At 54.6% G+C, this 13,275-nt stretch carries 10 protein-coding genes, 1 tRNA gene and 2 rRNA genes (1 of these 13 cut by a window edge); 7 read left to right on the top strand and 6 right to left on the bottom strand.

Going from position 1 to position 13,275, the window contains the following annotated elements:
• From ACZ5FM_RS14000 to ACZ5FM_RS13990, 3 genes are all read left to right on the top strand, one after another.
• A 23S ribosomal RNA gene (locus ACZ5FM_RS14000) occupies nt 1–1,911 on the top strand; it begins 890 nt to the left of the window's first position.
• 95 nt (nt 1,912–2,006) lie between these two features.
• A 5S ribosomal RNA gene (gene rrf / locus ACZ5FM_RS13995) occupies nt 2,007–2,121 on the top strand.
• Between the two features lie 375 nt (nt 2,122–2,496).
• Nucleotides 2,497–2,573 (top strand) — tRNA-Met (locus ACZ5FM_RS13990).
• Nucleotides 2,574–2,913: 340 nt separating this feature from the next.
• Here ACZ5FM_RS13990 and ACZ5FM_RS13985 read toward each other — a convergent pair.
• Nucleotides 2,914–3,822 carry a LysR family transcriptional regulator gene (locus tag ACZ5FM_RS13985; RefSeq protein WP_464038990.1) on the bottom strand — a complete coding sequence of 303 codons (909 nt, stop codon included), beginning with the start codon at nt 3,820–3,822 and terminating at the stop codon, nt 2,914–2,916.
• 158 nt (nt 3,823–3,980) lie between these two features.
• On the opposite strand from ACZ5FM_RS13985, the gene ACZ5FM_RS13980 reads away from it, so the two are divergent.
• On the top strand, nt 3,981–5,165 hold the full coding sequence (locus ACZ5FM_RS13980; protein WP_464038989.1) for an MFS transporter: 1,185 nt from the start codon (nt 3,981–3,983) through the stop codon (nt 5,163–5,165).
• A 120-nt stretch (nt 5,166–5,285) separates the two neighbouring features.
• The gene (locus tag ACZ5FM_RS13975) at nt 5,286–6,119 is read left to right on the top strand and encodes an aldo/keto reductase (protein ID WP_464038988.1); all 834 of its coding nucleotides are present in this window, start codon (nt 5,286–5,288) and stop codon (nt 6,117–6,119) included.
• Between the two features lie 58 nt (nt 6,120–6,177).
• Here the strand turns inward: ACZ5FM_RS13975 and ACZ5FM_RS13970 are convergent, their stop codons facing one another.
• The 3 genes from ACZ5FM_RS13970 to nirK form a co-directional block, all read right to left on the bottom strand.
• Complete coding sequence (locus ACZ5FM_RS13970; protein ID WP_192487911.1) at nt 6,178–6,873, bottom strand: Crp/Fnr family transcriptional regulator; 696 nt, start codon at nt 6,871–6,873, stop codon at nt 6,178–6,180.
• 157 nt (nt 6,874–7,030) lie between these two features.
• Nucleotides 7,031–7,948, bottom strand: coding sequence for an SUMF1/EgtB/PvdO family nonheme iron enzyme (locus tag ACZ5FM_RS13965; protein WP_464038987.1), 918 nt, complete (start codon nt 7,946–7,948; stop codon nt 7,031–7,033).
• A 109-nt stretch (nt 7,949–8,057) separates the two neighbouring features.
• Entirely contained in the window at nt 8,058–9,200 is a 1,143-nt protein-coding gene (gene nirK, locus ACZ5FM_RS13960; RefSeq protein WP_464038986.1) for a copper-containing nitrite reductase, read from the bottom strand.
• A gap of 228 nt (nt 9,201–9,428) precedes the next feature.
• Here nirK and ACZ5FM_RS13955 point away from each other — a divergent pair, with 228 nt between their 5' ends.
• Nucleotides 9,429–10,661: an NnrS family protein gene (locus ACZ5FM_RS13955; protein WP_464038985.1), complete on the top strand. Its 1,233-nt coding sequence runs from the start codon at nt 9,429–9,431 to the stop codon at nt 10,659–10,661.
• A gap of 108 nt (nt 10,662–10,769) precedes the next feature.
• On the opposite strand, the gene ACZ5FM_RS13950 is transcribed toward ACZ5FM_RS13955, so the two are convergent.
• Nucleotides 10,770–11,300 (bottom strand): DUF2249 domain-containing protein, encoded by a 531-nt coding sequence (locus tag ACZ5FM_RS13950; protein WP_259141965.1) that lies wholly within the window; start codon nt 11,298–11,300, stop codon nt 10,770–10,772.
• A gap of 70 nt (nt 11,301–11,370) precedes the next feature.
• A complete protein-coding gene (locus ACZ5FM_RS13945; RefSeq protein ID WP_312945883.1) occupies nt 11,371–11,676 on the bottom strand; it encodes a DUF2249 domain-containing protein in 306 nt (101 codons plus the stop codon).
• Between the two features lie 207 nt (nt 11,677–11,883).
• Here ACZ5FM_RS13945 and hemN point away from each other — a divergent pair, with 207 nt between their 5' ends.
• The gene (gene hemN, locus ACZ5FM_RS13940; RefSeq protein ID WP_464038984.1) at nt 11,884–13,236 is read left to right on the top strand and encodes an oxygen-independent coproporphyrinogen III oxidase; all 1,353 of its coding nucleotides are present in this window, start codon (nt 11,884–11,886) and stop codon (nt 13,234–13,236) included.
• The last annotated feature ends 39 nt before the right edge of the window (nt 13,237–13,275 follow it).

Raw genomic sequence — 13,275 nt, 5'->3', positions numbered from 1 at the left:
TCGGGGGTAGAGCACTGGATGGGCTATGGGGACTCACCGTCTTACTGATCCTAACCAAACTCCGAATACCGAGGAGTACTAGTCGGCAGACACACGGCGGGTGCTAACGTCCGTCGTGAAGAGGGCAACAACCCTGACCTCCAGCTAAGGTCCCCAAGTCATGGCTAAGTGGGAAAGGATGTGAGGATCCCAAAACAACCAGGATGTTGGCTTAGAAGCAGCCATCATTTAAAGAAAGCGTAACAGCTCACTGGTCTAAATAAGGGTCTTTGCGCCGAAAATGTAACGGGGCTAAAGCCATGCACCGAAGCTGAGGATACGATCTTATGATCGTGTGGTAGCGGAGCGTTCCGTAAGTCTGTGAAGGCGGACCCGTGAGGGCTGCTGGAGATATCGGAAGTGCGAATGTTGACATGAGTAACGATAAAGGGAGTGAGAGACTCCCTCGCCGAAAGACCAAGGGTTCCTGCTTAAAGTTAATCTGAGCAGGGTTAGCCGGCCCCTAAGACGAGGCGGACACGCGTAGTCGATGGGAACCACGTTAATATTCGTGGGCCTGGTGGTAGTGACGGATCTCGTGTGTTGTACACCCTTATTGGATTGGTTGTGCAGCGAAGAGGTTCCAGGAAATAGCTCCACCGTATAGACCGTACCCGAAACCGACACAGGTGGTCAGGTAGAGTATACCAAGGCGCTTGAGAGAACTATGTTGAAGGAACTCGGCAAATTGCACGCGTAACTTCGGAAGAAGCGTGACCCCATTGTACGCAAGTATAGTGGGGTGGCACAGACCAGGGGGTAGCGACTGTTTATCAAAAACACAGGGCTCTGCGAAGTAGCAATACGACGTATAGGGTCTGACGCCTGCCCGGTGCTGGAAGGTTAAAGGGAGGGGTGCAAGCTCTGAACTGAAGCCCCAGTAAACGGCGGCCGTAACTATAACGGTCCTAAGGTAGCGAAATTCCTTGTCGGGTAAGTTCCGACCTGCACGAATGGCGTAACGACTTCCCCGCTGTCTCCAACATAGACTCAGTGAAATTGAATTCCCCGTGAAGATGCGGGGTTCCTGCGGTCAGACGGAAAGACCCCGTGCACCTTTACTATAGCTTTACACTGGCATTCGCCAAGGCATGTGTAGGATAGGTGGTAGGCTTTGAAGCAGGGACGCCAGTTCTTGTGGAGCCATCCTTGAAATACCACCCTTATCTTCGTGGATGTCTAACCGCGGTCCGTTATCCGGATCCGGGACAGTGTATGGTGGGTAGTTTGACTGGGGCGGTCGCCTCCGAAAGAGTAACGGAGGCGCGCGATGGTTAGCTCAGACCGGTCGGAAATCGGTCGTCGAGTGCAATGGCATAAGCTAGCCTGACTGCGAGACTGACAAGTCGAGCAGAGACGAAAGTCGGTCATAGTGATCCGGTGGTCCCGTGTGGAAGGGCCATCGCTCAACGGATAAAAGGTACGCCGGGGATAACAGGCTGATGACCCCCAAGAGTCCATATCGACGGGGTTGTTTGGCACCTCGATGTCGACTCATCGCATCCTGGGGCTGGAGCAGGTCCCAAGGGTATGGCTGTTCGCCATTTAAAGCGGTACGTGAGTTGGGTTCAGAACGTCGTGAGACAGTTCGGTCCCTATCTGCCGTGGGTGTAGGAATATTGACAGGATCTGTCCCTAGTACGAGAGGACCGGGATGGACGTATCTCTGGTGGATCTGTTGTCCTGCCAAGGGCATAGCAGAGTAGCTATATACGGAATGGATAACCGCTGAAGGCATCTAAGCGGGAAACCAACCTGAAAACGAGTATTCCCTATCAGAGCCGTGGAAGACGACCACGTTGATAGGACGGGTGTGGAAGTACAGTAATGTATGAAGCTTACCGTTACTAATAGCTCGATCGACTTCTTCGTTCTCATTGTTCATGTCCATCAAGACGTGTTAAATTAAAGTGAGCTTCAAGCTCTCCAGCTTCTCGAAAACAACGTAAGTTGTTGCGTTTTGCCGACCTGGTGGTTATTGCGGGGCGGCTGCACCCGTTCCCATTCCGAACACGGCCGTGAAACGCCCCAGCGCCAATGGTACTTCGTCTTAAGACGCGGGAGAGTAGGTCGCTGCCAGGTCTGCTAAACGCAACTCAAAGCTTACAAAACATCTTCTCATCACAAAAAGGGCCTCGATGCCCAACACGAGGCCGCTATCAAAGCGGCCTTTTGCGTTTAAGGCCAATTCTTGGACTCATGCCGTCCCGCATTCCGAAAAGCTAACTCTTTGAGGGCTGATAGATCGGGAAAACTGGCAAGTTCAGGAAACGCGAGACAAATTGCAACGCAATTTGCTCGGCACAGATCCGTCAATCGCTAGAGCGATCGACGTCGTCGCGACAAATCCTCTGGATTTGCGCTGGTTCGGACAAACTGCCATGCAGTTTACCGAGTACGGACAAACTGTTTTACAGTTTGCCGAGGGGTATTTTGCCTTTGGCAAAAACCTGGTAACGCGGGGTGGAGCAGCCCGGTAGCTCGTCAGGCTCATAACCTGAAGGCCGCAGGTTCAAATCCTGCCCCCGCAACCAATAAAACAAGCCCGCAGCAAGCGGGCTTTTTTGTTGCTAACGCGTCGAGGAGTTAACGCCTCCTCAGGGGCCCGCAAGGAGGCACAGCCGACGCAACGGGACAGAAAAATCCTAAATCCTGCCCCGCAACCAAATCACCAAAACATCCCCCAAAAAATCAAAATCTCAAAGCTAAAAGAAACCGCAGACCATTGCCGGCACCTACGCGCCCGCGAAAATAACCCTGCTCAAAGCACAACGACCAAGGCACACCAAAGCTGCCCAATGCGAAAGTCAAAGCCACGAAAAACCGCCGGCGACAAAACGCTCAATAACCAATGGTAGACGTCCCACCAGAAAATCAAGGCCACGCTCGCACAACATGCTCGCTCAGAAAATCCAAATAGGCGCGTACCCGGCCAGACAATGGTCCCGAACCACCATAGACACACCAGATAACCTCGACATCGCCTGGGTTATAATCGTCCAGAACAGACACAAGTCTGCCCGCTTCAATATCTTCCTCCACATGAAAACCGCCAACACGCCCCAAGCCTAAACCCTCAAGGCACAATCGCCGCATCGCCAACCCGCTGTTGACAGCCGCATTGCCGGAGACGGCAAGACGGTAGACGTCGTCAGATCCAGGATTTCTGAACGGCCATTCGTTCAGACTTCGGCTGAAATTGAAACTGAAGCAGTTGTGGTGTGCGAGGTCTTGCGGCGTTTTAGGCATACCATGTTTGTCGATATAGGTCGGCGACGCGACGATGACCCGTGGCACTTCAAGCAGTTTGCGGGCCCTCAGGGAGGAATCCTGCAGGGCGCCCGAGCGGATCGCGATATCCGTTCGTTCCTCAATAAGGCCGATAATGCCGTCTGTCAGTGAAATATCGAGTTGAACTTCTGGGTATAGGTCAAGGAATTTTGGTGCGAGTGGCAGCAGATAACGTTCACCGAAAGCGAGTGTCGCATTCACACGCAGAAGTCCGCGGGGAACCACTTTGCCGCCGCTGGTGATGATCTGTTCGGTCTCTTGGATGTCAGCCAAAATGCGTTTTGCTCTGGTCAGATAAATTTCGCCTTCTGGGGTCATGGTGACGAGGCGAGTTGAGCGTAACAGCAGACGTGTCCCCAGACGGTCCTCAATACGGGTTACGAGTTTGCTGACGGCAGAAGGTGAGAGCTTTAGTTTGCGTCCGGCGGCAGAAAAACTTCCCAGTTCAGCGGCCGCAACGAAGACCTCCATTTCGCCGGTACGATTGTCCATACGTGCTACCTTGTGAATTCAATTCAAAGGTATTTATCCATTATTGCAGATTATCAGGCAAGTCGTCTTCCCCCATATAGGGTGCATCAATCAGTCAGACGACCAGCAGAGTTGTCGTCAGCGCCCCGATAGATTTCGAGGGTAAAGAGGAAGTCACCATGCCTTTGGCTATATTTGCTTTGACGATCGCCGCCTATGCGATCGGTACCACCGAGTTCGTAATTGTCGGATTGTTGCCGACTGTTGCGACGGATCTCAACATCTCATTGCCGCTCGCTGGTCTTATCGTCAGCGTTTATGCGCTTGGCGTGACCTTTGGTGCGCCGGTCCTGACGGCGTTGACTGGCAGGATAGAAAGAAAGCCGCTGCTGCTTGGCCTTATGGCGCTGTTTATTGTTGGTAACGGGCTGGCGGCATTGTCATCCGGTTATGAGTTCCTTCTTGTGGCACGTGTACTGGCCGCTTTTGCGCATGGCGTTTTCTTCTCGGTCGGTGCGACCATCGCTGCAGATCTCGTGCCGGAGAACCGTCGTGCTTCAGCAATTGCCATGATGTTCATGGGCCTGACGGTTGCCATCGTCACCGGTGTTCCACTTGGTACATATATTGGTCAGGTTTTCGGCTGGCGCGCTACCTTCTGGGCGGTCTCGATGCTCGGTGTCATTGCTTTTCTGGCAATTGCAACACTTCTGCCAAATACGCTCAAAAAGGCAGCGCCTGCACGTCTGGTTGATCAGGTCCGCGTTCTCGGTTCAGGTCGCCTGCTGATCGTATTTGCCATGACCACTTTCGGATATGGCGGCACGTTTGTCGCCTTCACCTTTCTCGCGCCAATCCTGCAGCAAGTGACCGGCTTCTCCGCATCCAGCGTCAGTCTTATCCTCGTACTCTACGGTATCGCTATTGCTGCTGGTAATATTGGTGGCGGCAGGATCGCCAATCACAATCCGGTCAGAGCGCTTGTCGGTCTGTTCCTGGCGCAGGCAATCGTGCTGCTGGTGTTTTCCTTTACCGCTGTGTCACCTGTTCTGACATTGGTGACGTTGGCTGCACTCGGTTTCCTGTCCTTTGCAAACGTGCCAGGTTTGCAGCTCTATGTCGTGCAGTTGGCCAAAGAGCATCGGCCGGGAGCCGTTGATGTCGCCTCTGCACTCAATATTGCTGCCTTTAACCTCGGCATCGCCATCGGCGCGTGGCTGGGCGGTTTAGTTGTGGAATCGCCGCTCGGTCTTGTCGCTACGCCTTGGGTTGGTGCCATTCTTGTTGCCGTTGCCCTGCTTCTGACAATTTGGAGTGGTGCGCTCGACCGTCGTGCCGCGTCATCGGCGTTGAACATTGCCTGACCGTTATCAGCCCGGCCGATTTGCGGCCGGGCTTGCCGAACCGACACTTGATGTCTGGTCGGTTCTCAAGTCCAATCATTCCCGGCGAAAATCGCTGCGGATTTATCAAGGAGTAAGCCAATGCACACTGTTACCGCAAATGGGGCGACCATTCCCGCGCTCGGCTTTGGTACGTTTCGTGTCCCCGGCAGTGATGTCCTCAGGATTGTGCCGAAGGCGCTGAAGACCGGATTCCGCCATATCGACACTGCGCAGATTTATGGCAATGAAGCGGAAGTTGGCGAGGCCGTCGCCGGTTCCGACATTGCGCGTGGCGACATCTTCCTGACCACAAAAGTCTGGGTCGACAAATACAAACACGACGCCTTTATCGCTTCTGTCGATGAAAGCCTGAAAAAGCTGAAAACCGACTATGTCGACTTGTTACTTCTCCATTGGCCAAACGACGCGGTTCCATTGGCTGAGCAGATCGGTGCGTTGAATGAGGTCAAGGAAGCCGGCAAGGTGCGTCATATCGGCGTTTCCAACTTCAACACGGCTTTGATGGCGCAGTCCGTTTCACTTTCAAAGGCGCCGATCGTGACCAACCAGATCGAGTATCATCCGTATCTCAATCAGGATGTCGTGATCGCCGAAGCCAAAAAGTCCGGCATGTCGATTACCAGCTATTTTGCCATGGCGGATGGCAAGGTGCTTGCAGACCCAGTTCTGAAAGATATTGCTGCCAGCCACGGCAAGTCGGTTGCGCAGGTCGTATTGCGTTGGCTCGTCCAACAGGACGGCGTCATTGCGCTTTCCAAGACGGTGACTGAAGCTCGTCTCGCCGAGAACGCGGCGATTTTTGACTTTGCCCTGTCTTCAGAGGAAATGGCGGCCATTCACGCGCTTTCCAAAGCAGACGGCCGTATCGTGTCCCCGGATGGCCTCGCACCGGTCTGGGATGCTGCTGTGTGAAAACAACAGGAGGAGCCTGCGCTCCTCCCCAAATGCCTCTTTACATTTGTCGATGGTGTTACTCGCGCGCGCCATCGGCAAGCTGCATCAGACCCGGCATGTTGCAGACCAGAAGTTTCTGACGGCCTCCCTGCACGAGACCCTTGGATTCCCAGCTGCTAAGAATGCGCGACACCGTATGCAGTGTCGTTCCGGTCATCTCGGCAATATCCTGTCGGGATATCGGGAAATCGATCCGAATGCCTTCGCTTTCCTTGCGCCCGGCCTGTTGTGACAGACGAAGCACGGCGTGGGCAACGCGGCGCTCCACTTCCTGCGTGGACATTTCGCGAATACGAGTATGGGCTTCTTCCAGCCGCTGGCCGATGGTCTGCATGGCAGACACTGCCAGATAAGGGTTTTGCTCAACAAATTGTGGCCAGAGGTCTGTCTGCCAGGACAGAATAACGCTTTCAGCAGCGGTGGTCGCCGTGCCGGGGTAATCGGTTCTTTGAAGAGCCTTGGCAAAACCGAAGAGATCGCCTGGATGCACAACGCGCACAATGATCTGCTGGCCATCCTGCGTGACCTGGGTGACCTTCAACCGGCCATGAATCAGCAAGAAAAAATGGGATGCGGCCTGTCCCTGCTCAAAGATCGCTTCGCCGGGTGGCACAAGCCGGGAATTGGCATGGGACAGAAGCTTGTCGAGGTCCTCGTCCAACATTTTACTGAACAAAGGCAAAGCCCGGATGACGCTGCGGTCAATCTTCACCAGATGTCCTCTCCAGACACCCTGTTTCCGCTTGTCTGCGGTAGTCGACGCTTCTGATCGAGCGGTGACGGCAGGATTAGTCTCGTTAAAAATTTCCGTGTTGTTTCGTCGCTGTCTTTAGCACGTGTCGAGGGTCGTGGAAAGGTTGTCGGGGTTCTTAAACCGACCAACCATGGTTGCGCAGCCTTGCTGCAAGTGGTGCATACCAACGTGTGTCCTTGACCAGCCGAAAGCCGAGATTATCCGGAGGTACGCCCACTGCACAGCCGCCGCCCTTCGGATTGCGTACAAAACCGCTAAGCGCTGCACGGTGTTTACCCGAAGCAACAGGTATCCCACATGAAGAGACGGCGCTCGTTACATTGCCGTTGGGATCCAGATTGACACGGCGACTGCAGGTCGCCGTCCATTCCCATATGTTGCCACCAAAATCCGACAGGCCATGCTCATTCTCGCCGAACGTGCCGTATGATTGCGGAACCGGATTGCGAGAGGCTTTACGGCTGGTCTGTCGCTCGTAGTCTGCCAGCCAGCGTGCGGCAGGGTTGGTCGAATCCGTATCGACATCCAGTTTTTCATCAGGAAAGATCGAGCCGGCGGCGAAAGCCAGTTGCGCATCACTTGGCAAGGTCCAGACCTCGCCGGTGCGAGCGCTCAGCCATGCGGCATAGGCTTTTGCATCGTCGTGGCTGATGCCAGTTGCCGGTGTTCTCACATCAAGTGCGACGGTAAAACCAGGCTCTGGTGCAGCACAGGCACCATCCGTTACGCAACGGTTATAATCGCTGCCCGAGACCTGATATTTCATAATTGTCAGTGCACGGTTCATGGTCATTGTTCGCATTGGCGCGTCAACGGCATAACCGTTTTTGAAATATTCTCCGTCTTCACGATAGCTGAATGTGCCCGTTGGAATGACAATGGTCTGTGGTGCGTCAACGCTTGCAACAGGTGTACTGTCTGAACCGATGATACCCGCTTGGAAAGCTGCTGTCGCGGTCAGCGCTGCGATAATTGACAGCGGCAGCGCTATCGAGAGTGTTGGCGAGACAGGTTTTAGACGAAGCGCGGTCATAGCAATCTCCTTGCGCCATCAGTCGTGAATATGTTCAGCTTGTATTCCGTACACGCACGAGGTGGGCCAAGGGGCCGGGCTGTTTCCGGTCCCTTGGCTGTTGGTCATGTTAGATGTTCGATGGTGCGAGAACCGCAGTCATCAGGTCGTCGTTCCAGTCACCAGTGACCTTGAAGTGAGCGGCCGCGCCCAGTTCGAAGGCTTCGATGAGGTTGTGGTTCACATAGGCGTAAATGCCTGGCTGCTCGAAGGTATAGAATGCTGCACCTGCCGTGCCGCCTGGAATGAACCAGGTTTCCTGATCGACATCTGGAATGTTGCGGAATTTGCCGGTTGCCCAGACATAATCGCCGTGGCCACCGATCAAGTGTGGACGGGTATCACGGTTGGCCTGCGAGTGGACAATCAGCACTTTTTCGCCAACTGCTGCCTTTAGCGCGTTGTCGCCTGTCAGAGCACCGACTGCGCCGTTGAAGACGATATGGCTTGGGGTCAGCGTGCGCATGACTTCCAGCGTGTCGACCATGGCATCGCCAGCACTGTCATACTTCTTGAAGGCACCCTTCTCATCGCGGGGCACGTAGAAGTCCTGCTCACCGACATAGTAGACGCGGTCATAGGCCAGTTCCCTACCGTGACCATCCGTCAGGCCGTCGCGTGGTAGAACCATGATGGCGCCATTCATGCCCGAGGTAACGTGCCAAGGCACCATGCCGGGAGGTGCGCAGTGGTAGACAAATACGCCAGCCTTGGTGGCCTTGAAGCGCAGGATTGCCTTCTCACCGGGGTTGACGATTGTCAGGCCGCCGCCACCCAGGGCGCCTGTCGCCGAGTGGAAGTCGATGTTGTGCTGAAGTTCGTTGGTGTCAGGGTTAATGAGCGTCAATTCAACATAGTCATTCTGGTGAACGACCATCAGCGGGCCGGGAACCGAGCCATTGAACGTCATGGCGTGAACTTCAGTGCCCTTGTCGTCCAGCACCATCTTCTTTTCTTCGATGGTCAGTGTGAACTCGACAATTTTTGGTCCGCCGACAGCTTTCTGGGTGTGTTCATGCACGAAAGGTGGTTTCGACAATTCCACTTTAACGCGAGGTAGTGCTGCAATCTCGGCGGGTGTCAAAGCCTTCTCAGCTGCCTTTGTTTCGCCTGCTGCATGCGCGGTTGCTGCGCCGATGACAGGTGCCATCGCACCAGCAAAAGCCGCACTAGCCAGTATGTTCCGGCGTGTGATGTTGAAGTTGTCAGTCATCGGGTTTCTCCTTCTCAGATAGGACAAGCCTTGCTTGGCCCTGTCGGGATCGTTTTTAGCTCAACTCGCGAATTACAATTTGAGATGGAACAAAGAGCCCGTTTTGACGGCTGCGACATTTTGGCTGGGGGTGTCGCGGTCTTTGCCTGTTCGCAAAGACGGGGTGGCCATGGGTGGTTAGACAGATGTCAAGAATTCACCACGAAGGCTAATCCCAGGAGCAATATCATGAGTGGTACAGAAACAATCCGGCAAGAAGGACATGCCCGTCCAAAGGGCGGAGTTCCAAGAGGTTTGTCACGCACCGGACCGGTCATTTTTTCCTATGGTTTTCGCCCGTTCTTTCTGGCGGCGGCCATTTGGGCAATCGTCACCATGGTCTTGTGGATTTCCGCATTGAGCGGGTTCATCCAGATCGGCGGCGATTATGGCGCGCATAACTGGCACGCGCATGAAATGCTGTTTGGTTTTGCCTCGGCGGTGCTTGCCGGATTCTTGCTGACAGCCGTGCCGAACTGGACAGGCCGTTTACCGGTGTCCGGGTTGCCACTGGTGCTGCTGTTCGGGTTATGGTGTTTGGGACGGTTGATGTTCCTCGTGCCTGGCATGTTTGGCATGACATCAGCTGCGGTGATCGATGGTCTGTTTCTTCCGGCCCTGCTTGCAATTTGCGCAAGAGAGGTCATTGCCGGGCGCAAATGGAAAGACCTGAAGGTACTGGCGGGGCTGCTGGCGCTTTCAGCCGCCAATATCGTCTTTCATTATGCGGCGATCAGCGGTGATCACAGCCACGTTGCCACACGGCTTGCGGTTTCGGCCTATACGGTTCTGGTGATGATCGTCGGTGGACGTATCGTTCCTAGTTTTACCCGCAACTGGATCAACAAGTCTGGCCGCACCGATTTTCCTGTTCCTTATAATAACTTCGATACGGCGGCGATTTTAACGGGGGTTGGCGCCCTTGGTGGCTGGACCTTTGCACCGGAGAGCAAATTAACGGCCATTGTCGCTGTCATCGCTGGGTTCATGCATGCGGTCAGGCTTGTGCGGTGGCGCGGTTGGGCTACATGGCCAGAGCAATTGCTGGTGGTTCTGCATGTGGCTTATGCCTTCATACCACTCGGCTTCACGGCCATTGCGCTGGGTGTCTATGAGGTGATGGATGCCCGCTCGGTGCTGCATATCTTCACCGTCGGCGTTGTTGCCTGCATGATGCTGGCGGTGATGACCCGCGCCAGCCTTGGTCATACCGGTCGCAAACTCCATGCAACGAAGATGACGATTGCCGCCTATCTGGCGTTGATTGTCAGCGCAGTACTGAGACCAGCCGCAGAGGCCTTCCCGGATGCCATGATGCACCTTTACGCCTGCTCGGGCGCCCTGTGGATCATTGGCTTTCTGTTGTTCTGCATAGAATTCGGGCCGATCCTGACACAGGAGCGCAAACCGCTGCGGGCCTGACGGTTCGCAGCGGTTTTATCTTTCAGAATGAACCAAAGAAAATGCCCCGCTTGTTGTCACAGGCGGGGCATTTTGATGGAGGTATGCTTTGTTGCCGAGATTACGCTGTCAGTTCGGCGGCATGCCAATCCTGATGAACATACGGAATGCTGTGCGGCCTTCGTCGAAGTTTCCTGCCCATTGATGGCCATTCGACATCAGGTCAGCATAGAGAAAAACCGGTTCCTGCTGCATAACGGCAAAAATGACCGAACCCGGAGGGTGGCTCTTTGTGGCTTCCGTCAGCCGCTTGATTTGCAGTGGTGGAGCGAGTTCGACGAGATCAAGATATTCGCTGGGATCCGGCCATGCTTCCGGTTCTGCGGCATCATGGACCAGCGTTGGTGACACGGAGAGTTCTTCGCTTTTTTTATGCGGAATGAACTGGACCTCCCACTCACCATTGCCAAGCTCTTTTTCCAGATGATCGAACCCGCGGCGCGCCATGACATTGAACAATGGCACCGGGCGAAAGGTTGTCATGATCGTCAAACCTTCACCCGGAGCCAGCGATGCCACAGTCTCCATGATGGCGGGGAATGGTTCGATGCCACTGCGCAAAAGTGGACGCAGATCCAGTTCTTTCATGCTGCCATTCATGGTTCACCTTTTATCTTTGAAACAGCTTTTGCCGATTTTTGCAGACGTCTAGCATGGAGGCGGATTGCTCTTAATGGTTTGATCCACAGCAACAATCGCAGCCGGAATGTTCTTCGTCACTGCCTTCGCTCTCACCTTCCATACGGTTGATGTCAAGGCGCCAGACTTCCGGACCCTGCTCGAGATATTCCCAGCCAAACTCGCCAGGGAAATTGGTGGCCAGTTGGTACAGCAGCGGGCGCGGGTCATGATCACTGGTGATCTGCAGCGACTGGCCGGCTGTTAATGCGCCAAGAGCACCAAAAATCTGCGGATGGCGTTCACGTGGCGGAATGACCCTGACATCAATATTGGTAACGGGTTGAGCTTCGGACATAATCTCTTTCCATCGCCGCAAAACAAGGACTGCTCGTGCGTGCGGCAGCCGCTTGAGCAGCCCGGAAGCTACCTATTGTCACAGCGGGCAACGTTGACGCGGCTCAAATAAATCTGAAAATTGTCATGTATGCGCTTTTCCGCAAAGAAGGGCGCATTCTTCACGGGCAGGATGCGGGCACATTTGTAACCGTAAAGGAGTGCCCCCATGCATCAGCCGCTTATCGAGAAATATGGTGAAGCGCGACTGCCGCGTTACACCAGTTATCCGACTGCACCGGCCTTTTCGGCCTCGATAGGGGCCGGAACCTATTCGGACTGGATTACCGAAATTCCACGTGAGGAAAAAGTCTCGCTTTATCTGCATATTCCGTTCTGCCGATCGATGTGTTGGTATTGCGGCTGTCACACCACGATCACCAGCCGCGATCAACCAATCCTTGATTACCTCGACGTCCTTCATGCGGAGATTGATCTGGTACGGGCGCGTACATCTGGTCGCCTGAAGGTTGGCCATGTGCATTTTGGCGGTGGTACACCCACCATCATGCAGCCGGAGGAGTTCCTGCGGTTGATTGCATTGCTTGGCAGAAATTTCGTTTTTGACAAGACAACCGAGATGGCTGTCGAGATCGATCCCAGAACCTTGACGCCCGACATGGCGGTTGCGCTGGGTGAGGGCGGTGTCAGGCGTGCAAGCCTAGGAGTGCAAAGCTTTGACCCTATCGTGCAAAAGGCCATCAACCGCATCCAAAGCGAAGAACAAACGCAGACCGCCGTCACGAGGCTAAGAGCTGCCCGGGTTCCCCGTATCAATTTTGACCTGATCTACGGCTTGCCACATCAAACCGTGGCGTCCTGTATTGCCACTGCCAAGGCTGCGATCAAAATGCGGCCCGACCGATTTTCGGTGTTTGGCTATGCGCATATCCCGAGCTTCAAACAGCATCAGAAACTGATTGATGAAAAGGTCTTGCCAGATGCCATGGCGCGGGCAGAGCAGGCAGATGCTATTGCCGCCACTCTCGAGCGGGCAGGTTATACCCGCATCGGTCTCGATCACTACGCTTTGCCCGGTGACGACATGGTGATTGCACAAAAGTCAGGACGTTTGCATCGCAATTTCCAGGGCTACACGACGGATGCCTGCCAGACTTTGATCGGTCTGGGCGCTTCCGCCATTGGACGCATGCCTGGTGGGTATGTGCAGAACGAAGTGCCACCCGGCATTTATGCGCGGCAGATTTCCAGCGGGCAGCTGGCGACCGTCAAGGGATATCGGTTGACCACCGAAGACCGGATGCGCGCCGATCTGATTGAACGGTTGATGTGCGATTTTCGCGCCGATGTGGCGGGGATTGCTGCGGGTCATGGTTTTGATGCGGCCATGTTGCTGGAGGACAATCGCCAGCTCTCCATGCTGGAAGGTGATGGCGTCGTTGACATCAGAGATGGCATCGTCAGCGTCAAACCGGATCAACGCTTCATTATTCGTGCCGTTGCGGCCTGTTTCGATGCCTATCTGCATTCATCGGGCCGCACACATAGCAAAGCGGCCTGATCCATATCTCGCGAAGGCTTGTAAGATCTTCGGGAGGAC

The sequence above is a fragment of the Agrobacterium sp. 5Ca50 genome (assembly GCF_055381905.1).
The sequence above is the reverse complement of the archived record's forward strand: the minus strand, read 5'-3'. Positions and strand labels throughout refer to the sequence as shown.

Bases quoted from the DNA above. Each gene is read 5' to 3' on its own strand.
- ACZ5FM_RS13985 (WP_464038990.1), bottom strand. From the start codon at position 3,822: ATGGACAATCGTACCGGCGAAATGGAGGTCTTCGTTGCGGCCGCTGAA.
- ACZ5FM_RS13980 (WP_464038989.1), top strand. From the start codon at position 3,981: ATGCCTTTGGCTATATTTGCTTTGACGATCGCCGCCTATGCGATCGGT.
- ACZ5FM_RS13975 (WP_464038988.1), top strand. From the start codon at position 5,286: ATGCACACTGTTACCGCAAATGGGGCGACCATTCCCGCGCTCGGCTTT.
- ACZ5FM_RS13965 (WP_464038987.1), bottom strand. From the start codon at position 7,948: ATGACCGCGCTTCGTCTAAAACCTGTCTCGCCAACACTCTCGATAGCG.
- nirK (WP_464038986.1), bottom strand. From the start codon at position 9,200: ATGACTGACAACTTCAACATCACACGCCGGAACATACTGGCTAGTGCG.
- ACZ5FM_RS13955 (WP_464038985.1), top strand. From the start codon at position 9,429: ATGAGTGGTACAGAAACAATCCGGCAAGAAGGACATGCCCGTCCAAAG.
- ACZ5FM_RS13950 (WP_259141965.1), bottom strand. From the start codon at position 11,300: ATGAATGGCAGCATGAAAGAACTGGATCTGCGTCCACTTTTGCGCAGT.
- ACZ5FM_RS13945 (WP_312945883.1), bottom strand. From the start codon at position 11,676: ATGTCCGAAGCTCAACCCGTTACCAATATTGATGTCAGGGTCATTCCG.
- hemN (WP_464038984.1), top strand. From the start codon at position 11,884: ATGCATCAGCCGCTTATCGAGAAATATGGTGAAGCGCGACTGCCGCGT.